Source organism: Ohessyouella blattaphilus (assembly GCF_024721265.1).
In the GTDB taxonomy this organism is placed as follows: Bacteria; Bacillota; Clostridia; order Lachnospirales; family Lachnospiraceae; genus Aequitasia; species Aequitasia blattaphilus_A.
The window spans coordinates 26,735-52,294 of the sequence record NZ_JAMXOC010000023.1 but is presented as its reverse complement, the minus strand read 5'-3'; the positions used below and the strand labels follow the sequence as shown (position 1 = coordinate 52,294).

General features: G+C 37.9%; 27 protein-coding genes and 1 tRNA gene. 15 read left to right on the top strand and 13 right to left on the bottom strand.

The genetic code is table 11. The annotated features are described in order from the left end of the window. Positions 1-237: 237 nt before the first annotated feature. Complete coding sequence (locus tag NHH16_RS12835; RefSeq protein WP_262070007.1) at positions 238-870, top strand: nitroreductase family protein; 633 nt, start codon at positions 238-240, stop codon at positions 868-870. 82 nt (positions 871-952) lie between these two features. On the opposite strand, the gene NHH16_RS12830 is transcribed toward NHH16_RS12835, so the two are convergent. Further along, positions 953-2,350 (bottom strand): RNA-guided endonuclease InsQ/TnpB family protein, encoded by a 1,398-nt coding sequence (locus NHH16_RS12830; protein ID WP_262070006.1) that lies wholly within the window; start codon positions 2,348-2,350, stop codon positions 953-955. Positions 2,351-2,434: 84 nt separating this feature from the next. Here NHH16_RS12830 and tnpA point away from each other — a divergent pair, with 84 nt between their 5' ends. Continuing rightward, entirely contained in the window at positions 2,435-2,845 is a 411-nt protein-coding gene (tnpA, locus tag NHH16_RS12825; protein ID WP_262070005.1) for an IS200/IS605 family transposase, read from the top strand. After that, complete coding sequence (locus NHH16_RS15780) at positions 2,829-3,140, top strand: nitroreductase family protein (protein WP_316043939.1); 312 nt, start codon at positions 2,829-2,831, stop codon at positions 3,138-3,140. Before tnpA ends, NHH16_RS15780 begins: the two co-directional genes overlap by 17 nt. Before the next feature lie 439 nt (positions 3,141-3,579). On the opposite strand, the gene NHH16_RS12815 is transcribed toward NHH16_RS15780, so the two are convergent. Beyond that, positions 3,580-3,903, bottom strand: a complete 324-nt coding sequence (locus tag NHH16_RS12815) for a DUF3784 domain-containing protein (RefSeq protein WP_262070004.1) — start codon at positions 3,901-3,903, stop codon at positions 3,580-3,582. Positions 3,904-4,083: 180 nt separating this feature from the next. Here NHH16_RS12815 and NHH16_RS12810 point away from each other — a divergent pair, with 180 nt between their 5' ends. Further along, positions 4,084-4,290, top strand: coding sequence for a helix-turn-helix transcriptional regulator (locus NHH16_RS12810; RefSeq protein ID WP_262070003.1), 207 nt, complete (start codon positions 4,084-4,086; stop codon positions 4,288-4,290). Between the two features lie 115 nt (positions 4,291-4,405). Here NHH16_RS12810 and NHH16_RS12805 read toward each other — a convergent pair whose 3' ends face one another. From NHH16_RS12805 to NHH16_RS12790, 4 genes are all read right to left on the bottom strand, one after another. Continuing rightward, a complete protein-coding gene (locus NHH16_RS12805; RefSeq protein ID WP_262070002.1) occupies positions 4,406-4,879 on the bottom strand; it encodes a GNAT family N-acetyltransferase in 474 nt (157 codons plus the stop codon). A 202-nt stretch (positions 4,880-5,081) separates the two neighbouring features. Beyond that, positions 5,082-5,169, bottom strand: a tRNA-Ser gene (locus tag NHH16_RS12800). Between the two features lie 50 nt (positions 5,170-5,219). After that, the gene (locus tag NHH16_RS12795) at positions 5,220-5,588 is read right to left on the bottom strand and encodes an MmcQ/YjbR family DNA-binding protein (RefSeq protein ID WP_275982236.1); all 369 of its coding nucleotides are present in this window, start codon (positions 5,586-5,588) and stop codon (positions 5,220-5,222) included. Positions 5,589-5,599: 11 nt separating this feature from the next. Beyond that, positions 5,600-6,316, bottom strand: a complete 717-nt coding sequence (locus NHH16_RS12790; protein WP_262070001.1) for a lysophospholipid acyltransferase family protein — start codon at positions 6,314-6,316, stop codon at positions 5,600-5,602. 471 nt (positions 6,317-6,787) lie between these two features. Here NHH16_RS12790 and NHH16_RS12785 point away from each other — a divergent pair, with 471 nt between their 5' ends. Continuing rightward, positions 6,788-7,213 (top strand): C-GCAxxG-C-C family (seleno)protein, encoded by a 426-nt coding sequence (locus NHH16_RS12785; protein ID WP_262070000.1) that lies wholly within the window; start codon positions 6,788-6,790, stop codon positions 7,211-7,213. Positions 7,214-7,277: 64 nt separating this feature from the next. Here NHH16_RS12785 and gyrA read toward each other — a convergent pair whose 3' ends face one another. From gyrA to dnaA, 6 genes are all read right to left on the bottom strand, one after another. Further along, positions 7,278-9,782 (bottom strand): DNA gyrase subunit A, encoded by a 2,505-nt coding sequence (gene gyrA, locus NHH16_RS12780; RefSeq protein WP_262069999.1) that lies wholly within the window; start codon positions 9,780-9,782, stop codon positions 7,278-7,280. Positions 9,783-9,797: 15 nt separating this feature from the next. Beyond that, positions 9,798-11,729 (bottom strand): DNA topoisomerase (ATP-hydrolyzing) subunit B, encoded by a 1,932-nt coding sequence (gene gyrB / locus NHH16_RS12775; RefSeq protein WP_262069998.1) that lies wholly within the window; start codon positions 11,727-11,729, stop codon positions 9,798-9,800. Positions 11,730-11,739: 10 nt separating this feature from the next. Further along, positions 11,740-12,825: a DNA replication/repair protein RecF gene (recF, locus tag NHH16_RS12770; protein WP_262069997.1), complete on the bottom strand. Its 1,086-nt coding sequence runs from the start codon at positions 12,823-12,825 to the stop codon at positions 11,740-11,742. Further along, on the bottom strand, positions 12,815-13,024 hold the full coding sequence (locus NHH16_RS12765; protein WP_262069996.1) for an RNA-binding S4 domain-containing protein: 210 nt from the start codon (positions 13,022-13,024) through the stop codon (positions 12,815-12,817). The genes recF and NHH16_RS12765 overlap by 11 nt, the downstream gene beginning before the upstream one ends. 14 nt (positions 13,025-13,038) lie before the next feature. Continuing rightward, positions 13,039-14,148 (bottom strand): DNA polymerase III subunit beta, encoded by a 1,110-nt coding sequence (dnaN, locus tag NHH16_RS12760; protein WP_262069995.1) that lies wholly within the window; start codon positions 14,146-14,148, stop codon positions 13,039-13,041. 252 nt (positions 14,149-14,400) lie between these two features. Continuing rightward, positions 14,401-15,789 (bottom strand): chromosomal replication initiator protein DnaA, encoded by a 1,389-nt coding sequence (gene dnaA, locus NHH16_RS12755; RefSeq protein ID WP_262069994.1) that lies wholly within the window; start codon positions 15,787-15,789, stop codon positions 14,401-14,403. A gap of 232 nt (positions 15,790-16,021) precedes the next feature. Between dnaA and rpmH the strand changes: the two genes are divergently transcribed. From rpmH to rsmG, 8 genes are read left to right on the top strand one after another with little or no spacing between them, the layout of a single operon-like run. Further along, entirely contained in the window at positions 16,022-16,156 is a 135-nt protein-coding gene (gene rpmH / locus NHH16_RS12750; RefSeq protein ID WP_262069993.1) for a 50S ribosomal protein L34, read from the top strand. Between the two features lie 53 nt (positions 16,157-16,209). Beyond that, positions 16,210-16,548 (top strand): ribonuclease P protein component, encoded by a 339-nt coding sequence (gene rnpA, locus NHH16_RS12745; protein WP_262069992.1) that lies wholly within the window; start codon positions 16,210-16,212, stop codon positions 16,546-16,548. Between the two features lie 9 nt (positions 16,549-16,557). After that, entirely contained in the window at positions 16,558-16,770 is a 213-nt protein-coding gene (gene yidD, locus NHH16_RS12740; protein ID WP_262069991.1) for a membrane protein insertion efficiency factor YidD, read from the top strand. A 21-nt stretch (positions 16,771-16,791) separates the two neighbouring features. Continuing rightward, entirely contained in the window at positions 16,792-17,859 is a 1,068-nt protein-coding gene (locus tag NHH16_RS12735) for a YidC/Oxa1 family membrane protein insertase (RefSeq protein WP_262069990.1), read from the top strand. A 12-nt stretch (positions 17,860-17,871) separates the two neighbouring features. Continuing rightward, complete coding sequence (gene jag, locus NHH16_RS12730) at positions 17,872-18,639, top strand: RNA-binding cell elongation regulator Jag/EloR (RefSeq protein WP_262069989.1); 768 nt, start codon at positions 17,872-17,874, stop codon at positions 18,637-18,639. 53 nt (positions 18,640-18,692) lie between these two features. Then, positions 18,693-20,078 (top strand): tRNA uridine-5-carboxymethylaminomethyl(34) synthesis GTPase MnmE, encoded by a 1,386-nt coding sequence (gene mnmE / locus NHH16_RS12725; RefSeq protein WP_262069988.1) that lies wholly within the window; start codon positions 18,693-18,695, stop codon positions 20,076-20,078. Next, positions 20,044-21,972: a tRNA uridine-5-carboxymethylaminomethyl(34) synthesis enzyme MnmG gene (gene mnmG / locus NHH16_RS12720; RefSeq protein WP_262069987.1), complete on the top strand. Its 1,929-nt coding sequence runs from the start codon at positions 20,044-20,046 to the stop codon at positions 21,970-21,972. Before mnmE ends, mnmG begins: the two co-directional genes overlap by 35 nt. After that, positions 21,950-22,660 (top strand): 16S rRNA (guanine(527)-N(7))-methyltransferase RsmG, encoded by a 711-nt coding sequence (gene rsmG, locus NHH16_RS12715; protein ID WP_262069986.1) that lies wholly within the window; start codon positions 21,950-21,952, stop codon positions 22,658-22,660. Before mnmG ends, rsmG begins: the two co-directional genes overlap by 23 nt. 65 nt (positions 22,661-22,725) lie before the next feature. Here rsmG and NHH16_RS12710 read toward each other — a convergent pair whose 3' ends face one another. Beyond that, complete coding sequence (locus NHH16_RS12710) at positions 22,726-23,679, bottom strand: alpha/beta fold hydrolase (RefSeq protein WP_262069985.1); 954 nt, start codon at positions 23,677-23,679, stop codon at positions 22,726-22,728. 213 nt (positions 23,680-23,892) lie between these two features. Here NHH16_RS12710 and NHH16_RS12705 point away from each other — a divergent pair, with 213 nt between their 5' ends. Continuing rightward, on the top strand, positions 23,893-24,657 hold the full coding sequence (locus tag NHH16_RS12705; RefSeq protein ID WP_262069984.1) for a ParA family protein: 765 nt from the start codon (positions 23,893-23,895) through the stop codon (positions 24,655-24,657). A gap of 9 nt (positions 24,658-24,666) precedes the next feature. Further along, the gene (locus NHH16_RS12700) at positions 24,667-25,560 is read left to right on the top strand and encodes a ParB/RepB/Spo0J family partition protein (RefSeq protein ID WP_262069983.1); all 894 of its coding nucleotides are present in this window, start codon (positions 24,667-24,669) and stop codon (positions 25,558-25,560) included.

Sequence of the window (25,560 nt, the reverse complement as noted above, 5' to 3'; positions counted from 1 at the left end):
TTAATTTTGGGTGAGAAAAATGATAAATCATTTCTCTCGTGTTCTTAAAAATTTTCTCTTAAAAATTTTCAGGTTTGTTGTCTATTGTTCAATTATCAAGGTTCTGTTTTGCTCTTGCGAGCGACTGTCTCTCACGAGTCAGCCTAGACATAGTATCATTTTCAATCGCTAAGTGTCAAGGGTTTTTTGAAAGTTTTTTTGCTTTTATCAAGTAATACTTGAATAGCGCTATAAATTGTGGTTTTAGATTTATTATTTACAACATGTAGATACTCTTTTATACATTTTTTTATTATTTGGTATGTTACAATTGAAATACAAAAAATAAGGAGACCCGTTATAGATTTATTACCAATAGTAGAAAGGCGTATATCACGCAGAACATATCAACCTACTCCGCTGACAGATGAAGATCAATCATCACTACAGATGATTATTGAACGTTATTCTGGCCCAGGATATCGTATGCAAATTTATGAAGGTAACTTAAAGTCACACTATGGTCTATTTAGTGGTGTGAAAAATGTAATTCTGATGATTGCCGATAAAAAGGATTCATATTCTGAAGAAAAGCTGGGATATTATGGAGAACTTGTTGTATTAGAAGCTACGGTTCTTGGACTAGGAACCTGTTGGATGGGAATGTACGATACAAAATCTGCACCCATCCCCTTAGCTGAAGATGAATACATTGCTCTTGCAATTACCATCGGATATGTTGAAGGGCCTAAAATGAAGGAAAGATTGATTCGTAAAGTCGCACACAGAAAGACAAAATCCATAGAGGAACTTACTTATATGAATAACCAACTCCCAATGCCTATGCTTGGAAGTGGTATCTTGTGCACCGAAGTGCAAACAAGGATGTAAGTCTTCGACTTACTTTACTAGCCGTAACACTTTCGTCTTTCGAACCTGTATTGTACAGGCTGTTCGTGCCATGAAGGCGGTCTCATGCCGCCACTATCCGTTTGACCGGAATACTTTTACAGTTTAAATCTCGAAGATTACTAACCTTAGGCGATTCTAATGTTTCTCGTTTTATCTCTAGAGAAGATGTTGGAATCGCTTTTATCATTATGTTAGCCGCTGCGTTTACATCCGCATTTAAAACGACACCTGATCCAGAAGCATATAAACCTCTTTTGATTCGTTTACCGCTAAAAATTGGCAAAGGATCACTCATTTGCTTTTTGGAATACACTGGCATGGCATCACTCGACAGAAAATCTGCTTTTGAAGTATAAGATTCTTCCTGTTCGTACACAGAGATTCCTGCCCACTCGGCTTTGTAGCGTATCATTTCTTTAAGTATGCCTAGAGGAATCTGGGTAAAGGACTGATTCATTGCCTTTCCTAGATTTGCTTCTTGCTTCCATCCCTGATTAACTCCAAGAATTAGCGTTCCTACGCCATCCTTTACACAGGCGTTGACGATATCCCTACTTACTTTGTGAAAGTAGTCTTGGATAAATAAATGGCGATCTTTACTTAACCTCGTAAGTCGCCTTGAGGACACTCTTTGCTTTACTTGATGTCCTTTTGTCATAATGGATGTAAGCCTAGCTCGTTCTTTATTAAACCATTGATTCTTTGATTTGATAATCCCGCCCTTGTATACTTGGCAAATATCACCTGTGGATACTATGGTTGCAAGATTGTTAATCCCAAAATCAATGGCGGCCACTCTTTCGCCAGTACAGACTTCTAGTTCTGGAAATTCTAGTACAATGCCGAGCTTATAAGAATCGTAGCACCGAGAAACCTGAACCATCTTTAGCTTGGCATCTAGTGGCAAGCTTGCTAGAAGATAATATCCCTTCTTCTTAGGGAACTTAAGGTTAGCGCCTTCGGTGCAATCTTCCCTGGCGTAAAGAACACAGTCTTGATTTGTAAAAAGAAAGGAGCAGAACTCTCCCTTCTTATAGCTTGGCATCTGCGGCTCCCCTAAGTATTTATGGGGATGATTCCAGTAGTCCTTCTTAGCTGCTAACCAGTTATTAAAATCCGTAACGGCTTGCTTAACTACCGCTTGTGCACTTTGCATGGGAAGTCCTGCAAAGAAATCTGGATTCTCGGTTACTCGCATTAACTTCTCAAGGAAGGTATAAGTAAGTACAGACTTAGGCTTTTGCAGATGGGGATAACGACTTAAGACTTGCCTGATTTCTTCTGCTACAAACTCTTCATTTTCTGAAAGAACTTCTTTCCTTCTGCCGGTGAAGTTTTGTCGTATACGAAACAAAGACGCATTGTAAAGACTCTTAGCAAGAAATCCTAAGTCTTCAAGGTAAGTATATAGTTCTGGTTCTTTCCTCTTAGATATTAATATTTGCTTTGATTTATACATATGGCTAAACCTCTTGATACCCCTTTGTTTCTATAGTGTAATTGTACCATTAACAAAGGCGGACGTAAAGAAGAAACAGAACAAATGTTCGAGAAAGATAATCAACCTTATTACACGTATCGGCACTCGTGTTTTCTTCTTCAATATCATCTTGTTCTGGTTACAAAATACCGAAAACCAGTCTTGACTGGTCCAGTAAAAAACTATGTCTACAAGTTGATTGAAGATATCTGCACGGAGCGAGGTTACAATATCTTAGAATTAAACGGAGAGGCAGACCATCTACATCTACTTTTTGAAGCGACTCCAGGAATGGCGCCTACAGAATTTGTAAATGTGCTAAAAACCAAGACAGCAAGATTTGCCAGGCGAGATTATCCTACAGAAGTAGGGAGGTTTTACTGGAAACCTTACTTTTGGTCGAGTAGTTATTTTGTTGCTACTGTTAGCGAGCAAAGCCTCTCTCTAGTACAAGAATATATTAAAAATCAGTAGCATTCACCCGCGCCCATGCAAGTTTTATGGACGTGGTACTCTGCTTTACTTTATAGAAAAGAAGCCACCGGAATGGTTTGTAAAAGGAATAGAAGCTGTGCAACTGGCTCCATCAGCAATGAATCGCCAACCCGTAACTTTTACTTATCGGGATGACCTTGTTACCGCTTCTGTCAGTGATATCTCAGCTCACGCTATGGCAATTGATTTAGGAATCGCTAAAGCTCACTTCGCACTCGGTGCTAGTGGAAGTTGGGAATGGGGAAATGGCAAAAAATTTAATAGGAATGACTAAAAGTAAAAGTCTGGGGTTTCCCAGACTTTTTTGTTACGATGCGTGAAATCCTCCCAACAGAATACTTCTTGAAAATAGAACCACAAAGCAACACATCATCCAAAATGCTGTTGAAGTGCAGTAGAAAACAATTCTTCCTACGCTCATTCGCTCACTTTTTCCTGAATTACCTATTATAGAATAGAGAACACTGATCATTAACGATACAAACCAAATTATCAACATTATAGGAATTATACTTATGGTTAAAGATTCATATGACTTATTCCAACTGGCTGCCGTTATCATGATTGTAGTGGTTGGGAGCAAATATAAAAAAATCATATTAAACAAAGTTCTTTTTAAACTATTAACTCTCTTTATTCTTGTCATATCTTTATCCCTCTCTCCATTATTATTTTTTTGTCCACATTCACTCCCTTCAAATTACAAGTTCTCCCTAAAATAATCCATGATTATACTTTATTTGTCCATATAACATTATTAATAAACCAATTCCTAAAAAGAAAACAAAAAATAAAATACCACTCTTCGCTCCTGAAATAAATAAACTATATATCCCAGACAACAAGCATCCGATACCAATAACAATCATTCCAATTCCCATAACTCTCGTATATGCTCTTTTATCATTTTCTTTAACCTTGGTATAATGATAATCATGTAGAATACTTATCTTTTGCTTAACCCATAACAAATATCCGAGAACTATGAATATTAAAGCCACTACCCCCATAATAATGGCGAAAAATATATCTTCCATAACAAAACACCCTTTCTTTTACAAATTCAAATTTGTCTAATTATATCATTAAGAGAAGCCTAAATAAAGGCACTATTATAACGATAATGCACAGAAGGCAATCTGCTGGTTTATTGGCTCGTCTGCATGGCTAAGCGTATGGCTTTTCCAAATTGCAAGTAGGTGATGTAGGATAACGATATGAAAGATACATTAATCTTGAAAAACAATCTGAAAGAAGTTCGGGCAGAAAAAGGATTGTCACAGGCACAACTTGCGGAAATTGTCGGTGTTTCACGTAACACAATTAGCTCCATTGAAACCGGTCAATTCAATCCAACAGCAAAGCTAGCACTTGTTCTTTGCATTGCCTTGGACAAGAAGTTTGAAGACCTTTTTTTCTTCTAGGTATATAAAAAAACTCCGAAAGGGTGTATTAATACCACGTGATAAGCGAATTGATACAACGAACCCCTGCTGACCTTTGCGGCTGGCAGGGGTTTATAAGCTGGGATTTAAATTATCACAATCGACAAATCATGATATATTCTTGCTCATTTTCATCCACAATTTCAAAACCTGTTTTTTTATACATTTTCACAGCATAGTTTGCCTTTTGCACGGCAAGTGATGCTTGTTTATACCCTCTGTCTTTTAGAATACGAAGCATCTCTTTCATCAAAGCAGTGCCTATTCCCAATCCCCGATAATTTTCATATAGGGAAATTGCAAAAGATGGCGTATCATTATCTATGTGCCCATAGTCATTCATAATGCGTACCCAAACAGCACCGACAGCATTTTCATCAACTTCTGCAAATAAACCTATATCGTCTTTTTTCTTCCCAAAGTCGTTTATATATATCTGCAATTCTGGCTGATTGATAATTGATTTGGGTGGTGCAGCAGCCCCCTCTGGCACGAAAATTGCTTCATACAAAAAATCTTCAAGCAAGCGATCTTCTCCCTCTAATATGGTTCTGATTTTATATCTCATATCCGCCTCCTAAAAATGCACATTTATCTCATTATACCAACATGGTCGGTTTACTTGCCGCCTAAAGCTCTTAGACCAAGGAGTTTCCTTAATTACATAAGAGCTCAGGTTGGGCACTCTGATAAACGAACAACATTATCCAATTATAGCTTCAATTCAACTAGAGAAAAAGAAAAAGCCCGTAAAAACGGACTTTTGAAAACGGAGAAGGAGGGATTTGAACCCTCGCGCCGGTCACCCGACCTACACCCTTAGCAGGGGCGCCTCTTCGGCCTCTTGAGTACTTCTCCAGCAAGGGTAATTATACTAAAGTAAATCACTCCTTGTCAATCGCTTTTTATTATTTTATCCTGGACTTCCTTAAACGCGGTTTTATTAGATCATAGCTATTGCCAATCATCCTCTTTATTTCTTCAACTGGCACATCACAAAATTCATCGAGAATCACCGAATTCCAGTGCTCCTTATTCATATGCCATCCTGGTACTAGTGCTTTAAAGCTCTGTCTCAGAAAATCAGCTTCAAGCGGATCACATTTTAAATTTAAATACAATTTATCATCGTGTATCATTATAATCGCAAACGTCTTTTTATTTTCCTGATGCCGCATTACGGTACTTTCTTTATCCGTCGCTGTTTTAGCAAAGGGATAGTCCTCATATGCCAGAGGAAAGGTAAGACAGTACTCAATAATCTCTTCGCGAGTCATAATATTATCTCCTACCTGCTTTCATATTCAGCAATCACTGCTTCAATTCGTTCCTTAACCATTCTCGCAATATCATTTGTATGCAAGTCTTTATATTCTTCATAAGGTATCGGTTCTAAGAAGTGAACCTGAACAGTTACAGGTTTCGTAGTACTTCGGTCAAAAGGCTTGAACGAATCGATTAGAGCAATCGGAACAATGGGGCACTTTGCTTTCGTGGCTGCTTTAAAGCTCCCACCTTTAAAATCTTGTACTTTATTTCCTTCCTTTGAACGAGTTCCTTCAGCAAAAATCAAATAATTACGTCCCTTTTTTACTTCCTTAACAACGTTTAAGATGACTTCTAAACCTTGACGTGGATTATCCCGATCGATCATAAACGCCTGCATACACTTAAAAGTCTGTTTTAATAAAGGAATATTTTCCACCTCTTTTTTTGCCACCACAGAAAAGGGAATTGGACACGCTTCAATAATCGCCAATACATCATATAGTCCTTGATGGTTTGGATAAAACATAAATCCACTTTTTTTAGGAATGTTTTCTTGTCCAAACGCGGCAATAGTTACGTTTCCACCTTTATTTGCGTGTTTTACAATATAGTCTAAATAGTTATACCGCTGCTCCTCCGTATACTTATCCACATGACTGGCATAATAACAGAGTTTAATCCAAATATATGGTAGGATTAATATATTTTTGAAAACCATTAAGATAATTCTTTTCATCTTTACGCTCCTTAATTACATTTAGTACCTCAATTTTAACACAAGCATTCTTTAATGCAAAGCTAAAGGACTCTTCGGTAGTAATCTACTAAAGAGTCCTCACGCTTTGTATTCAGGAGGTAGTTATGTCAACTTATACCTATTTGTTTTTCTACGGCCGGTTGTCGGGCGCACATGGTACCTTTTTTCCAAAAGGTGTCCATCAACGCGGCTCCCTCATTCCATCTCTCAAATGGTCATCTAAAAACTATGAGGCTATTCCCTTTATCCAGAGAATGTGCGCCCTAGGACTTTATCTTTTGAACCATCATAGCTAATATTTCTTTTTATATAGTACAATAGAAAGCACTTTAGTAGTTTAAATTGTCATAAAATGCTTTTTACATGTTGTAAAATGTCGATTTTTTTTCAAAAAGTGGAAAAAACTGAGAAAAGGGAGTACACTGTCTTCAGATTAGGAGGTATTTTACTATGAATAAAGATGTTGATATGAAAGCCTTAAAGGCTGATGCTATAGATATTTTCAATAACGGCTTTGCTTGTTCTGAGGCCGTAATCTATGCTATTCGCAAACACTTTGATTTGGCTATTCCTGACGATGCAATCGCTATGAGTTCAGGATTTCCTTGGGGTCTAGGAGGCGGAGGTTGTATCTGTGGCGCCCTCGCTGGCGGCACCATGTGTCTCGGCTACGTTTACGGTCGCAGAAAACCTGGTGAGGACAACTCTAAAGTCTTCGAACTTACAAATAAACTGCACCAGCACTTTAAAGAAACCCATGGTTCTACCTGTTGCCGCGTCCTCACAAAGGGCATGGAAAAAGCCTCTCCCGAAAGAAAGGCTCATTGCACGACTATGGTCGCTGATACAGTAGAATATGTGGCCACTTTACTATAGGGGACACACTTTTTTTCAATTTGGGACGGAGTTTTCTTTCGAAAAACTCCGTCCCAAATTGGTTTTAAACCTGTCCCTCTTCACTATCTGTCTCTACTGGTGCTTGTAATTCATCATCAGATTCTTCTTCTTTTAATCTTACCTTAGCAACACTTGCCACTTTTGTGGTGTCGCCTAAGTTAATCAACTTAACGCCTGAGGTAATTCTGCCTAAGGTAGAAATATCGCCACAGCGCATCCGTATAATTATTCCATCTGTATTGATAATCATTACTTCATCATCATCGTCTACAGCCTTAAAGCTTACCACATTTCCAGTTTTTTCCATAATTCTGTAACACTTAACGCCTTTACCACCACGATTTTGTGAAGTAAATTCATCTACCCGTGTACGTTTTCCCATACCCTTTTCGGAAACAATTAGTAAGTATTCACCCTGAACCGATAGTTGCATACCCACAACTTCATCGCCATCAGAGAGGTTAATACCTCTTACACCCATCGAGGTTCTACCGGTAGAACGAACATCCTTTTCATTAAAACGAATACACTGACCGTACTTAGTTACTAATAAAACGTCTTTCTCATTATCAGTAAACTTCACTTCAATCAGTTCATCTTCATCCCGAAGGGTTATCGCTGCCAACCCTGTCTTACGCACATTTGCATAATCGGTAATGGAGGTTTTCTTAACTAGACCCTTCTTGGTAGCCATAAATAGATACCAGCCTTCGCGGTAATCGGTTATCGGAATAATTGCCGTTATCTTCTCTTCTGGCTGCAATTGCAGCAGGTTAATAATAGCTGTTCCCCTAGCGGTTCTTCCTGCTTCCGGAATCTCATAGCCCTTCAAACGATAAACCCGTCCTCTATTCGTAAAGAACATAATATAATCATGGGTACTGGTCATAAACAAGTCTTCTACGTAATCGTCATCAATGGTCTGCATGCCCTTAATCCCCTTACCACCACGGTTTTGGGCTTTAAAAGTATCATTTGACATCCGCTTGATATAACCTAATTTCGTCTTGGTAATAACCACATCTGAACGAGGAATAAGGTCTTCCATTTCGATATCGTATACATCAAAGCCGACAGATGTTCTTCTGGCATCACCATATTTATCGCGAATAACGATAATTTCTTCTCTAATTACGCCTAGAAGTAATTTGCGATCCCCTAAGATAGCTTTTAATTCTTCAATTCTTGCCATCAATTCATTGTATTCGCCTTCTAGCTTTTCTCTCTCCAAACCTGTTAAGGCGCGAAGACGCATATCCACAATTGCTTGGGCTTGCACTTCAGAAAGCTCAAAGCGTTTCATCAACTCTTCTTTAGCGATGGCAACGTTCTTTGAACCTCTGATGATTTTGATAACTTCATCGATATTGTCAAGAGCAATTAATAACCCTTGTAAAATATGAGCTCTTTCTTCTGCCTTATTAAGCTCATATTGAGTTCTTCTCGTTACGACTTCTTCTTGATGAGCTAAATAGTGGTTAAGCATCTCTAGTAGATTCATAACCCGCGGCTCGTTATTTACTAAAGCCAGCATAATCACGCCAAACGTATCTTGAAGCTGAGTATGCTTATAAAGCTGATTGAGAATTACATTGGCATTAGCATCTCTTCTAAGCTCAATACTAACTCGCATGCCTTCCCGGCTACTCTGATCAGAAAGTTCCGTAATACCGTCTATTTTCTTATCCCTAACTAACTCAGCAATTTTCTCGATTAAGCGAGCTTTATTAACCATGTAGGGAAGTTCTGTAATAATAATACGGCTCTTACCATTTGCTAGAGTTTCAATATTCGTAATACCACGAACTCTTACCTTACCGCGACCAGTCCGATACGCCTCTTCATATCCCCTATTACCGAGGATTTCACCACCAGTTGGAAAATCAGGTCCCTTTACAATCTGTAAAATATCTTCTAAATCCGTCTCACCATTTTCTTCAATATGGTCATCGATAATTTTAACAACGGCATTAATAATCTCTGTTAAATTATGAGGTGGAATATTCGTAGCCATACCTACCGCAATACCCGAAGTACCATTTACTAAGAGATTCGGATAACGAGCTGGTAAAACCGCTGGTTCTTTTTCCGTTTCATCAAAGTTAGGGGTAAAATCTACGGTATCCTTATTGATATCTGCCGTTAACTCTGTGGATATCTTGCTCATTCTCGCTTCTGTATAACGCATGGCCGCAGCCCCGTCACCATCCACAGAACCAAAATTTCCATGACCGTCAACCAAAGGATATCTGGTAGACCACTCCTGTGCTAGGTTAACCAAAGCGCCGTAAATAGAGCTATCACCATGAGGGTGATATTTACCCATGGTATCACCGACAATACGCGCACATTTACGATGAGGCTTATCCGGACCATTATTAAGCTCGATCATCGAATACAGGATTCTTCTTTGTACTGGTTTCAAGCCATCTCTAACATCTGGTAGCGCTCTTGAAGCGATAACGCTCATAGCGTAATCGATATAGGAGGTTTCCATCGTCTTTTTTAAGTCTATATCATGGACTTTGTCAAATATATTCTCTTCCATTTATCTTTTTTCCTCCTATACATCCAAGTTTCTAACGTATTTTGCATTTTCTTCGATAAATTCACGACGAGGCTCTACTTTATCACCCATTAGCGTCGTAAACGTTAAGTCTAATTCCGAAGAAGCCTCTTCATTCATCGTTACTCGCAGAAGCACCCGATGCTCAGGATCCATGGTCGTTTCCCAAAGCTGTTCTGCATCCATCTCTCCTAGACCTTTATAACGCTGAATTTTATTATTACCATCTCGGCCTACTTCTTGTAAAATCTCGTCTAGCTCAGCATCGCTATAGGCATACCAAGCCTTCTTGTTCTTTTCCAATTTATAAAGCGGTGGTTGTGCTAAGTAGACGTAACCCTCTTTAATTAAGTTTGGCATAAAACGATATAAGAAGGTTAACAGCAAGGTACTAATGTGAGAACCATCAACATCCGCATCGGTCATAATAATTATTTTATGATAACGCAACTTTTCAATTTCGAAATCATCGTGAATACCAGTACCAAAAGCCGTTATCATCGCCTTAATCTCAGCATTGGCATAAATTCGATCAAGACGAGCTTTTTCCACATTGAGGATTTTACCACGCAGAGGTAAAATAGCCTGAGTTGCCCTATCTCTAGCTGTCTTTGCCGAACCACCAGCCGAATCTCCCTCGACAATGTAGATTTCGCAGTTTTCTGGGTTTTTATCTGAGCAATCCGCTAGTTTACCAGGTAAGCTTAAACCATCTAAAGCAGACTTTCTTCTGGTTAAATCTCGCGCTTTACGAGCAGCTTCTCGCGCCCGCTGCGCCATCACTGATTTTTCCACCGTCATTTTCGCAACAGCCGGATTTTGCTCTAGATAAATCTGTAACTGATTGCTAACAACACTATCAACTGCACCTCTGGCTTCACTATTTCCAAGCTTTTGCTTCGTTTGTCCTTCAAACTGCGGATCCTCAATCTTAACGCTGATAATCGCTGTCAAACCTTCTCTAATATCTTCACCAGATAAATTTGGTTCGTTTTCCTTTAATAATTTATTCTTTCTAGCATAGTCATTAAAAGTTTTCGTCAAAGCATTACGAAAACCAACTACATGGGTTCCGCCTTCCGGAGTGGTAATATTATTGACAAATCCATACGTATTATCAAGATAAGAATCATTATGCTGCATAGCTACCTCTACAGCCACACCATTGACGATTCCCTCACAATAAATTACATCGTTATAAAGTTCTGTTTTACTGCGGTTTAAGTACGTAACGAACTCTTTAATACCGCCTTCGTAGTGAAAGCTTTTCTCGACAACCTCATCCCCTCTGTTATCGGTTAGGGTGATTCGTAAGCCTCTTGTTAAAAAGGCCATTTCCCGGAAACGCTGTTTTAAAGTATCAAAATCAAAAATAGTCTCTTCAAAAATAGAACCATCCGGTAAGAAGGTTACCCTTGTACCGGTGCGACTAGGATCACACTCTCCTACTACTTCTAATTTTTTAACTACTTTTCCGATTTCATATCTTTGCTTGTAGATTTTTCCCTCATGGAAAATCTCTACTTCCAACCAATTAGAAAGAGCATTAACAACAGACGCACCAACTCCGTGAAGACCGCCGGATACTTTATAGCCGCCACCGCCAAACTTACCGCCGGCGTGAAGTACGGTAAAGACCACCTCTACTGCAGGTATTCCAGCTTTTTTATTAATACCGATGGGAATCCCACGACCATTATCTTCTACAGTCACGGAATTATCTTTATTAAGCGTTACCTTAATCTCATCACAGTAGCCGGCTAAAGCCTCATCCACCGAATTATCCACAATCTCGTATACAAGATGATGTAAACCTCGTGATGAGGTGGTTCCAATATACATACCTGGACGCTTTCTAACCGCCTCTAACCCTTCAAGTATTTGAATTTCGTCTGCACCATATTCATGTTGCACTTTGTCTGTACCCATGTTACTCCTCCTAGTTTTCCTTCACCACATTGCCATCATCTACCATAAACACCTTATTAACAGCAAAACGATGATTTACAAATTCATCTAACCCTGTACATGTAATCAGAGTTTGAATATTTTTTATATTATCTAATAAATAATTTTGTCTTTTCTCATCTAGCTCTGAAAGCACATCGTCTAAAAGCAAAATTGGATTTTGATTAGTATAACTCTTAATCAATTCAATTTCCGCTAATTTCAAAGAAAGAGCTACTGTTCTTTGTTGACCCTGGGATCCATATACCCTAGCATCAATACCCTCTATTTCAAAACAAATATCGTCTCTGTGAGGTCCAACAGTAGTACTTTTATGATAGATATCTCTTTCTCTATTTTTCTTTAAAACCTCTTTAAGAGGAACCTTGTGATTACTGGGCTCATAATAGATTTTTAGACTTTCCTTTTCACCCGTTAACTTATAATGAATCGCTCCGGCAATTTTTCCCAAGCGCTTAAGTAATTTATCTCTCGCACTTATGATGCGTTCACCGTATTCAGCCAACTGCTCATCCCAGATATCTAATGTATCAATCAAGGACTCGTTATATTTCAAATCCTTTAACAGATGATTCCGCTGATTAATGACCTTGTTGTAACTTGTTAAATCACTAAGGTAAACCCTATCTAATTGGGATAGTTCAAAATCGATAAATCGCCGCCGCTCTCCCGGTCCATTCTTAATAATATTCAAATCCTCCGGAGAAAAGAAAACAAAGTTTACTATTCCAAATAATTCTCTCGCTTTACTAATAGGAATTTTATTAATGGCAATTCCTTTAGGACTATTCTTTTTTAAATGCATATCAATCAAATAGTCCACATCATTTTTATTAACCAGTAATTCCAGATGGGCTTCATCACTACCAAAACCAATCATATCTCGGTCCTTGGTGGAACGATGAGATTTGGTAGTTCCAGCCAAATAAACGGCCTCTAGGATATTGGTTTTTCCTTGGGCATTATCTCCATAAAAAATATTAATATGCTCATCAAATGCAAGCTCTAAAAAATGATAATTACGGAAATTCTTTAATTTAAGCTGTTTAATCTTCAATTTTTATTTGTTCTCCGTCATATTCTACCAGGTCTCCTGGGTAAAGTTTTTTACCCCTGCGCATTTCCACCTCGCCGTTTACCTTTACCTGGCCATCAATTATGACATCCTTTGCCTCTACACCCGAAGAAACTAAGCCAGCTGCTTTTAGAGCTTGGCCTAGTTTGATAAACTCATCTCGTAAATGAATAATTTCCATAATTTTTTCCTTCTTTATGCACCTACATTAAAATTAACCGGTAGGATTAAATAGATATAATTTTCTTTCTCATCTTTAATAAAGCATGGTGCTTTCGCATTCATCAGATATAGCGTTACCTCATCTTCATCAATCACGCGAAGAGCATCGATTAAAAACTTAGGATTAAAACCAATCATCAAATCTTTTCCTTCTTTTTCGATGTTGATACTTTCATCCATGGAACCGATTTGCGATTTTATTTTAAGCTCTATCGCTTCTTCACCAATATCTAAAATAATTGGCTTCTTATCTCCTTCTTTAACAAATAAGGTAGCTCTATCAATTGAATTTAAAAATTCCCTTTTATTAATTTTAACTTTCGTCTCATAGTCATTTGATAGCATCTGATCAATTTTAAAATAATCACCTTCTATCAAACGGGAAACTACGGTAGTATTATCAAATTCAAAGACAATGTGGTTATTTGTGTAAGATAACACTACATCCTTATCGATTTCTCCAGAAACTATCTTTGTAATATCACTAAGGGTCTTTCCTGGCACAACTAACTTCTTACTTTCTACATCTTCTTTTAATTCAATTTTTCTAATAGAAATACGGTGTCCATCTAGCGATACTACTCTTAGTGTACTGCCACTAAATTCAAAGAGCTCACCGGTCATTAATTTATTCGTCTCATTATCAGCGATGGAAAAGAGTGTTTGTCTAATAACTTCTTTCAAAGTAAATTCCGATATGTTAATTGATACATCTTTTTCTATCTTAGGTAAGAAGGAAAACTCATCTGCTGATTTACCAGCTAAATCAAATTTGGCTTTTTCACAGGTAATTGTCGTCTGGAGATTATCATTTGTCTCAATACTAATTTCGCTATCAGGAAGCTTACGAACAATTTCTGAAAAAATCTTAGCATCAATGGCAATCATACCCTTTTCCACAATCGTTCCTTTTATTTCTGTTTGAATTCCCAAATCCATATCATTAGCCGTTAACTTAATAACAGCACTTGTAGCATCAATTAAGATACATTCTAAGATAGGCATAGTTGTTTTTGAAGGAACAGCTTTGGAAACGGTACTAACTCCTTTTAACAAATCAGCTTTATTACATAAAATCTTCATTTGTGTATAACTCCTTTCGAGCTCTAAATATATAAATATATATATAAAATTAATAGTCTTATTAGTAATAGGGGCTGTGGATATGTTGATAAGTGGTTTTACCCCTCTATATACAAAGCTTACAGGCTTTTATAAGTGTGGGGATTAAAAAAATTCTAACTGTGGAAGAAAAAGGATAACTTTTTTTCCTAAAAATGCTCTTAATAAAGTTATTATTTACTTATCCACGACTTATCAACAGGTAATCAACAATTAAGAAGGATCTATTTTTTTAAGAAGGATTTCAATAGTATTTCTAAGGGTTTCATCCTCTTTTAAATCTTTCGCTATTTTATCAGCACCGTGTTTAACGGTGGAATGATCTTTGCCTCCAAGTAAGACACCAATTCCTTTAAAGGGCATAGAAGTTTCTTCTCTAATTAAATACATAGCTATTTGTCTAGGAAAAGAAATTTCTACGTTTCTTTTATTACTTTTTAGATTTTCTACCGTGATATTATAGTGTTCACAAATAATATCTATAATAAGCTCTGGCGTTACTTCTCGCTTATTTTCCGGGGAGATATAATCCTTAAGTGCCTTAGAGGCCAGTTCAATATCGATTTCTCCTTCATTGTTACCTAATCTGTATAAGGCAATCAATTTGTTAAGAGATCCTTCTAATTCCCTAATATTGGATTTAACATTAGAAGCAATATAGCTTAAGACATCGTTTTGAATGTGATATCTTTCTAAGTTATCAATCTCTATTTTCTTTTTTAGAATAGCCATTCTCGTCTCATAATCAGGAGAACTAATATCAGCAATTAGACCCATCTCAAAGCGGCTTTTCAGTCTGGCTTCTAAAGTTTCGATTTCTTTCGGTGGTTTATCAGAAGAAATGATAATTTGCTTTTCAGCATCGTATAACTCATTAAAAGTGTGAAAAAACTCTTCTTGGGTAGAAGTTTTCCCAATGATAAATTGAATATCATCAATTAGAAGGACATCGATGGTCCGATATTTTTCACGAAACCTTGACATTGCCGTCTCTTCAGGAGAGGTGCGTCCTGCTCTTAATGCTTCAATAACCTCATTTGTAAAAGCTTCACTGGTAACATAGAGAACTTTAGCGTCGGGATTTTTTTCTAAGATAAAGTTACCGATAGAATGCATTAAGTGGGTTTTTCCTAGTCCCACGCCTCCGTATAAGAAAAGAGGGTTATAGACTTCTCCAGGCGACTCAGCAACAGCTAAAGAGGAAGAATGAGCAAATTCGTTATTCTTACCGACAACGAAAGTATCAAAGGTATATTTCTTTTTAAGATTCGCTTTGTCTGCTAAAGATTGAATTTGCTTCTTGTAGTTAATTTCTTCAATTGTAGTTTCTGATGGTTTTATCCGTTCATCGTCTTTTGAAACAAAGACAATTTCATATTCCTGATTTAAAATTTCGGCTACGCATACTTTTAATGGTAATGAATATTTCTTTTCTATATACTCAACGCTGGCATTAGAGCCTACAAGGATGTAAATGGTATCCTCAAGGACGTTATAGATTGTTAAAGGTTTTATCCATGTATTAAAAGATACGCTCATAATTTCGTGTTCAGTTCGTAGATGCTCGATTATTTCCGGCCATTTTTCTTCAACGATACTCATTTTTATTTGCGACCTTTCCTTATTATATATGTGTATTCACTCACTTTTACTATTTTACAATAATTTGGCGATTTAAGCAATGTAAAAAATAGTCGCTAATTCAATGTTTCACTTGACGTAGCCATTCTTTTTTAATATAATATTGGTTGATGTCCGAAGAAATAAGTAAGGTGTTCGTGATTAGAAAATTTGCTAAGCATGTTCAGCAATGATATAAGGAGGTGGATTTCACATGAAGATGACATTCCAACCAAAGAAGAGACAAAGATCTAAGGTTCACGGTTTTCGTGCTAGAATGAGTTCTGCAGGTGGACGTAAAGTTCTTGCAAGCAGAAGAGCAAAAGGAAGAAAAGTATTATCAGCATAGGCCACGTTTGTGGTCTTTCTTCTTATATACACATAATTAAAAGTAGGTAAACCATGGAGAATACGGAATCTTTAAAGAAAAGAACTGATTTTAAAAAGGTTTATGATAATAAGAAAAGCTATGCCAATAAATATTTGGTAATGTACGTTAAAAAGAATGATTTAAAGATTAATCGCTTAGGTATTTCCGTTAGTAAAAAAGTAGGAAATAGCGTGGTCAGACACCGGGTAAAGCGGTTGATTAAAGAAGGGTATCGACTACAAGAAGATAGTTTCAAGTATGGATATGATATTGTTGTGATTGCACGAAACTCCGTTGTGGGAAAGAGTGCGCAAGAGGTGGAAAAAGCAGTAGTTCATCTTGGAAGTCTTCATCATTTGCTTATAGATTGAGGTGACGCGGTGAAGAAAATACTCATCGGCCTAATTAGATTTTATCAGAAATATCTCTCAGGTGCTAAAGGGGGATCAACGTGTCGTTACTATCCTACCTGCTCTCAGTATGCTTTGGAAGCAGTGACGAAACACGGAGCATTAAAAGGCGGGGGACTGGCAATATGGCGGATTTTGCGCTGTAATCCCTTTTCAAAAGGCGGCGTTGACCCGGTACCGTAGAAAAAAATGGAGGATTTAAGGATGATTTATACGCTTTTACAAGCAGCAGATTGGCCAATTGTTGGTCAAATAGCTTGGGTAATGGGTAAGCTGATGGCTTTTATCTATAACTTCTTAGATAGCATCATGAGTACCGATACTGGGCTCGTTGGTATGTCGATGATTATCTATACGATTATCGTCTATATGGCCATGCTACCAATGACCATTAGCCAGCAAAAGTCACAAAAGATGAATTCGGTTATGCAGCCGGAAATTCAAGCAATTCAGAAGAAATACAGCAGTAAAAAAGACCAAGCTTCAATGATGAAGCAGCAGGAAGAAATTCAACAAGTATACGATAAATATGGAACCTCGATGATGAGTTCTTGTTTGCCACTGTTGATTCAAATGCCGTTCTTATTTGCTCTTTTCCCTGTTGTCTATAACATGGAAAGATACGTGCCGGCACTTAAGAACGCTTCAGATGCCGCTTATAAGTTTTTATCGTTACCAAATATTTCGGATTCACCGATGCACATGATGCGTAACAGTGGTTCCTATGAAGGGTATGCGGCGGCTCTTGTTTTTATTAGTGCTCTACTTATCCCTGTTTTATCGGCTCTTAGCCAATATATCAGTACAAAACTATTATCTAGTGTTAATAAAGTAGATGATAAAGATAATCCTATGGCTAGTTCGATGAAGACGATGAACTTATTAATGCCGCTTATGTCAGTGATGTTCGTTATTTCATCACCTGCAGCAATCGGTATTTACTGGGTAGTATCAGCAGTTGTACGTACCATTCAGCAGTTAGTTATCAACCATAACTTGAAAAAGTTATCAGTGGAAGATATTATTGAAAAAAATAGAGAAAAAGCTGCTAAGAAGCAGGAAAAGCGCGGCGAAAAGGCGGAAAAAATCAACGCCATGGCACAAACTAGCACTCGCAGCATTAAAGATGTAGCCACCAAAGATACCTCAGGAATGACTCCTGAAGAAAAAGACGCGGCTATTAAAGAAGCAAAAGCAGCTTCAGAAAATGCGGAGCCTGGAAGTTTGGCTAGTAAAGCTAATATGGTTAAAAAGTTTAACGAAAACAAATAGGAGGTAATGAGAATGGATTATATCACTTTATCAGCAAAAACTGTGGATGATGCCATCACCGAAGCATTAGTAGAATTAGGCATTACCAGTGATCAATTAGATTACGAAGTTGTAGAAAAAGGCAGCGCTGGTTTCTTAGGAATTGGGATGAAACAAGCCGTTATCAGAGCCAGGAAAAAACGTCCTGAGCCAAAGCCTGAACCAAAGAAAGAAGTCAAACAAGAAATAAAGCAAGAAGATAAAGAAGAGCCTAAGCAAGAAAAAAGTGAATCAGCTGTAACGGAGACAGAGCCGGCAAAAGAGGTAGAGGTAATCGAAATTCTCGAACCTACGAAAGAAGTAACGGCTAAGTTTGTTAAAGATGTTTTAGCTTCTATGAATATGGATGATGTAGAAGTCACTTATACAGTTGATAGCGACAATATCCTGTGTATTGATATGGCGGGAAAGAACATGGGTATCTTAATTGGCAAAAGAGGTCAAACTCTAGATTCTCTTCAGTATCTGGCGAACCGTGTTGCTAATAAGGCTCAAGAAGGATACGTACGTGTAAAACTTGATACAGAAGATTACCGTCGTCGCCGGAAAGAGACATTAGAGAATTTGGCAAGAAATATCGCTAGCAAGGTTAAAAAGACGAGAAAGCCATTTTCACTAGAACCGATGAATCCTTATGAAAGAAGAATCATTCATTCTTACTTACAAGGGGATGACCGGGTGGCAACCCATAGTGAGGGAAATGAACCATATCGTAAAGTGGTTATCACATACGTTAGATAATGAAAGGGGGGGGCTTAGTTCCTCCCTTTTATCATTATTCGGAAAGGAAGTTTATGGAAAAGCCAATTGTTGCGATTTCTACAGCTGTTAATTATGCCGGTATCGGTATTGTAAGACTTAGCGGTCCAGGAGCGATTCAGGTGGCCGATAAAGTCTTTGTTTCACCAAAAAATAAAAAACTAGAAGATCAAAAGACCCATACTATTCACTACGGCTTTATTAAAGACCAAGATGAAGTGGTGGATGAGGTCTTAGCGATGCTGATGAAAGCGCCTCATAGCTATACAAAAGAGGATACGGTAGAATTCAACTGTCACGGTGGTATTCATATCGTTCGTAAAGTACTATCTCTTTTGATCGAAGCCGGCGCAAGACCGGCCGAGCCTGGTGAATTTACGAAGAAAGCTTTTCTTAATGGGCGCTTGGATTTATCACAGGCAGAAGCGGTTTCTGATTTGATTTATTCCCAGAATGATTACGCTTTAAAGAGCTCAGTGGGACAGCTCCGGGGAAATCTACGAGAAAAAATAGAGACCATAAGAAAAGCGGTTATTTATAATACGGCTTTTATTGAGTCAGCTCTCGATGATCCAGAGCATATTAGTCTTGATGGCTATCCAGAAAAGCTGGAAATGGATGTTGATATCTGGTTAGCGACGTTAAAATCCTTGTTAGATAATGCCGAGAGCGGTAAAATACTTAAAGAAGGAATTAAGACGGTAATTATCGGTAGACCAAATGCCGGAAAATCCTCTCTTCTTAATGTATTATTAGGGGAAGAACGAGCAATTGTTACGGATATTGCTGGAACCACGAGAGATATTTTAGAAGAGACCATTAACCTTAAAGGGATTATGCTGCAGGTAATTGATACGGCAGGTATTCGCAATACTAAGGATGCTATAGAAAAAATAGGGGTGGAAAAAGCGAAGCAATACGTAGATAAGGCAGACTTAATTCTTTACGTCATCGACGCTTCTGATAAGCTTAGTGAAGAAGACCTAGATATTATGAAGTTAATTGGTGATAAAAAGACGATTGTCCTTTTAAATAAGACGGATTTGGCCCTTAACGTTACCGAGGAAGAAGTCTTATCCACTATTAATAGTAATAAAAGCGATATTAAAGTGATTCAGATTTCCGCTAAAGAAAACGAAGGTATCACAAAGCTAGAAGAAACCATAACCGCAATGTTTTATGACGGAAAAATTTCATTTAATAACGAAATTTACATTACAAATGCAAGACAACAGTCAGCACTTTTAGAAGCCAGTCAGTCACTAAGCAGCGTTAAGACAAGTCTGGAGGCAAATATGCCTGAAGATTTTTATACCATTGATTTGATGGATGCATATGAAAGTCTCGGCAAAATCACCGGTGAATCGATAGGAGAAGATTTAGTAAATGAAATATTCAGCAAATTCTGTATGGGAAAATAAAGATGGTTATGATGTAGTGGTTGTCGGTGCCGGTCACGCCGGTTGCGAAGCCGCTTTAGCAACGGCAAGATTGGGACTTAAAACGATAGTTTTTACCGTAAGTGTGGGCAGTATTGCCTTAATGCCTTGTAATCCTAATATCGGCGGTACCTCTAAAGGTCATCTAGTCCGTGAAATAGACGCTCTTGGTGGCGAGATGGGGAAGGTTATCGACCGTTCTTTTATCCAGTCTAAGATGCTTAATCGCTCTAAAGGGCCAGCGGTTCATTCTCTTAGAGCCCAGGCCGATAAAGCCCTTTATAGTAAGAATATGCGGATGGTTCTAGAAAACCAGGACAATTTGGATATTAAGCAGATGGAAGTGACGGAAATTCTAACAGAGAACGGCAAAGTGACCGGTGTAATGACCTACTCAGGGGCAAAATACGCCTGTAAGGCCGTCATTCTATGCACCGGGACCTATCTTAAGGCTCGCTGCATTTACGGGGAAATAGAGAGCTATACGGGGCCAGACGGGCTCCAAGCGGCAAATTACTTAACGGACTCCTTAAAGAGCCTGGGAATTAAAATGTATCGTTTTAAAACAGGAACTCCCCCTAGGGTGGATAAAAGAAGTCTTGATTTTTCCAAAATGGAAGAGCAAAAAGGGGATGACCGGGTAGTACCTTTTTCTTTTGCCACCAATCCAGAAGATGTCCAGATCGATCAAGTATCTTGTTGGCTAACCTATACCAATGAAAAGACTCATCAGATAATTAAAGATAATTTAGACCGTTCCCCGCTTTTTTCAGGAGCGATTGAGGGGACAGGACCCAGGTATTGCCCTTCCATAGAGGATAAAGTGGTTAAGTTTGCTGATAAGAATCGTCATCAACTTTTCGTAGAACCAGAAGGTCTTGAGACCAATGAAATGTATCTAGCTGGTATGTCGAGTTCTTTACCAGAAGATGTTCAGTACGCTTTTTACCGGACGATACCAGGATTTGAAAACGTTAAACTAGTCAAAAATGCTTATGCAATTGAATACGATTGTATTGATGCCAGGCAGTTAAAAGCGTCTCTAGAGTTTAAAGAGATAGAAGGTTTATTTAGTGGAGGGCAGTTTAATGGCAGTTCTGGATACGAAGAAGCCGCTGCCCAGGGTCTCGTGGCGGGGATAAATGCTGCTAGGAAGCTATTAGGAAAGGATCCTGTAGTTCTTGACCGTTCTCAGGGATATATCGGGGTTTTAATTGACGACTTGGTAACGAAAGAAAGCCGGGAACCATATCGCATGATGACTTCAAGGGCGGAGTATCGCCTGCTTCTACGACAAGATAATGCCGATCAGCGCCTTTCACTTATTGGTCATGAGATAGGCTTAATCAGTAATGAGCGTATTGATAAGCTTAATTGTAAACTAAAATATGTCTCCGAAGAAATAAAAAGACTGGAAAATACTCATATTGGCAATACGAGTGAGGTACAAGCCCTCTTAGAAGAGCATGGTAGTACTCTTCTTACTTCAGGAGCATCGCTTGCGGATTTAATTCGTCGTCCGGAGCTTTCTTATGAAATCTTGGAGCCTCTCGATAAAGAAAGAAAAAAGTTTCCTTTAGAGCTTTCAGAGGAAATAATCGAGCAGATTAATATTGATATTAAATATGCAGGCTATTTAGCCAGACAACAAAAGCAGGTGGAACAGTTTAAAAAAATGGAAAAGAAACTAATTCCTTTCGATATTAACTATGACAAAGTAAAAAGCTTACGGATAGAAGCCGTCCAAAAACTGAAAGAACATCGTCCAGAATCCATAGGTCAGGCCAGCCGTATTTCGGGAGTTTCGCCGGCAGATATTTCGATGCTGCTGGTGTACTTAACGGCAGGAGGTAATGATGCAGAAACTAAAGAGTAAATTATCAGAACTGGGAATTAAATTAACGGATTACCAGTTAGATCAATTCGATAGGTATTATGAGCTTTTAATAGAGTGGAATCAAAAGATTAATTTGACGGCGATTACTGAAAAAAATGAAGTGATCGATAAGCATTTTGTAGATAGCCTAAGTATTGTAAAAGGGATGGATATGAGCACGGTAAATTCGCTTATCGATATTGGTACTGGAGCAGGCTTTCCAGGAATTCCCTTAAAGATAGTTTTCCCTCATTTGGAGGTGGCCCTTTTAGATTCATTAAATAAACGTATCAATTTTCTTAAACTGGTAAGTGAAGAGTTAAAGTTAGAGAAGGTAACCTGCCTTCACGGAAGAGCGGAAGATTTTGCTAAAGAACCTGCACATAGGGAGCAGTATGATTTATGTGTTTCTAGAGCGGTGGCTAACCTTTCGACGCTCAGTGAATACTGTATACCATATATACGGGTGGGGGGTATATTTATCTCTTATAAGTCAGGAGAGATTGGGGATGAGTTATCTGCCAGTAAACTTGCCCTTAGTATCTTAAAAGCAAAGTTACTAAAAGTAGAAGAATTTGTCCTACCAGAGACAGAGATTAATAGATCTCTAGTAATAGTAGAAAAAGTGGATAAGTTGCCCGGAAAATATCCACGGAAGGCACCATTACCTTCAAAAAAACCATTATAAAGATAAAAAGAGAGGGAAAAAGTGAATGATTCACTTTTTCCCTCTCTTTTTTGTCTATAGATTATTTAGGAGAGAAATAATTTTGTATTTTCTAAAAATTCGCTAGGGGCATCAAGTTGAGGCATACCACCAGATCCCTTAATAAAGACGCTTTCAATCGATGGTAAGATTTCTTGATATTCAGAAGCAATGAGATGAGCCTCTGGATCGATATTACCATCAATTATATAGATACTATTATTTAAGTTCTTTAAAAATAGGCTTAACTGTAAAGTAGTATATTTTCCAACCATACTTGCATATAGGTGTTTAGATTTCGCTGATGTTTCGTTAACTGATTCATAATAGGTATCTAGAAGTGTTTTACTATATGAATCAGGGAGAGAAAAGTATTCTCTATTTATATATTTGCGTAGGCGATACTTACTACTTAAAACATGGTACAGTAAGGTACCAATAATCGGCACATTTAATACCCAAGCGGCGCTTTTTGTGCGTTTACTTGGTGGCAATGAGATAGATTTCATCGAGACAGGATTTACCATGATTATTTTGTTGATTATATCCTGTTCATTATGACACGCAGCTAGGACAAAGCTTGATGAAGCGCCAGTAGCGATAACATCGGTTGGTTGACCGATAACATGCTTAATAAAATCAGTAATCAGCTGCACGTATAGGTAATTGGTATAGGTCATATTTGGTTTATCAGAGCGTCCACAACCTAATAAGTCAAGAGCATACACTGTGTGATCTTTAGCTAAAGAATTGATAGTTTGATTCCATTCATCAGATGAGCTAAAGGATTTGAAGTCATGAATAAGTAAAATCGGAGAACCAATACCTATTTTTTTGTAAAAAACCTTTCCAAAGCGCCATTCATAGAAGGTTCCGGAAGAACGCATTAAAATATGTTCTTTGGTTGCATTTAAAGAAATTACTTTATTTATTATATGAATAGTGGTGATTGTAGCACCAGTAAAAGCAGTGACAATAGCAAGTTTCTTTTTCCAATTCATTAATATATCCCCTTTCATTATCGTTACTTTATGGCTCTAATTATACTACAATCTGCTTGTAAGATAAAGAAATAATACAGAATGTTTCACGTGAAACAATTTAGAAAAGGAAAAGCGAATGTTTCACGTGAAACATTCATATATAGATATAGATAAAGTTTATGAAAAGTGATATACTGAATCTGTATTTATTCAAAAGAAAGGTGATTATAAATGGGAAGAATAATAGCCATTGCCAACCAAAAAGGAGGCGTTGGAAAGACCACGACAGCCATTAATTTAGCAGCTTCTTTAGCGGAAAAAGGCAAAAAGGTTCTCGCTATAGACATGGATCCACAAGGAAACATGACGAGTGGTTTGGGAATTGAGAAGGAAACGGTAAATAATACGGTTTATGACCTTATTATCGGAAATGCGAATCTAGACGAAGTGATTCAGATAGAAGCTATAGAAAACCTGGATGTATTACCGACAAATATCGATTTGTCGGCAGCGGAAATTGAATTAATTGATGTCCCTAACAAGGAATATATTCTAAAAACACATATAGACGGAGTAAAAGACAATTACGACTACGTAATTATCGATTGTCCGCCATCACTTAGTATGCTTACAATCAATGCTATGACTACAGCTAGTTCAGTATTAGTGCCAATTCAGTGCGAGTACTACGCTTTAGAGGGATTAAGCCAACTGATTCATACAGTAGAGCTAGTAAGAGATCGTCTAAATTCAGAATTAGAAATAGAAGGCGTGGTTTTCACCATGTTTGATGCTCGTACAAATCTTTCACTGCAGGTAGTGGAAAATGTGAGAGAAAATCTTGATCAAAACATATACGATACGGTAATTCCCAGAAATATACGCTTAGCGGAAGCGCCTAGCTATGGAATTCCTATTAATCAATACGATAGTTCGTCAACAGGAGCCAATAGTTATCGTAAACTGGCAGAGGAAGTAATCAGCAGAAGTGCATAGGAGGAAAATATGGCAGTAAAGAGAACGGGACTAGGAAAAGGACTTGATAGTCTAATTCCTGATAATAAACCGGCAGCAAAAGCAAAAAAGCTAGAGGAAACGCCGGGACAAGAATATGTAATGCTAAATGTAAATAAAATTGAACCGAACAGAGATCAACCGCGTAAATATTTTAATGAAGATTCTATTATCGAGTTGACGGAGTCTATTAAACAAAATGGCGTAATTTTCCCCATTATGGTAAACCGTAAGGATGATTATTACCAGATTGTGGCGGGAGAACGTCGCTGGCGGGCCTCGAAAGCTGCTGGACTTAAGGAAATTCCTGCAGTAATAAAGGAATTATCGGATTTAGAAACGCTTCAATACGCAATTATTGAAAATATTCAGCGTGAAGACTTAAACCCTATTGAAGAAGCGAGAGCGTATAAGCAGCTGATAGAAGAGCATGACTTAAAGCAAGATGAGGTAGCGGAACGCTTATCGAAAAGCAGAACGACCATTACCAATGCCATGCGTCTTCTAAAGCTAGATGAACGTGTGCAACAGATGATTATCGATGATATGCTAACTACGGGTCATGCCAGAGCGCTTTTAGCACTGGATGATGGCGAACAACAGTATATCTTGGCGAATCGGATATTTGACGAGAAACTTAGCGTTCGGGATATTGAAAAAATCGTCAAAGAGCTAAAAAACCCTAAGAAAGTGAAAGAAAAGAAGAAGGAAGTAAATGCCTTAGTCTATCAGGACTTAGAAGTAAAGATGCAAGAGGTTCTGGGAACGAAAGTAAAGGTGGCTTCTAAAGGAAAGGGTAAGGGAAAAATCGAGATTGAATATTATTCCGAAGAGGAATTAGAACATATGTTCGATATGATAGTAAGTTTAAGAAGAGGAGAATAG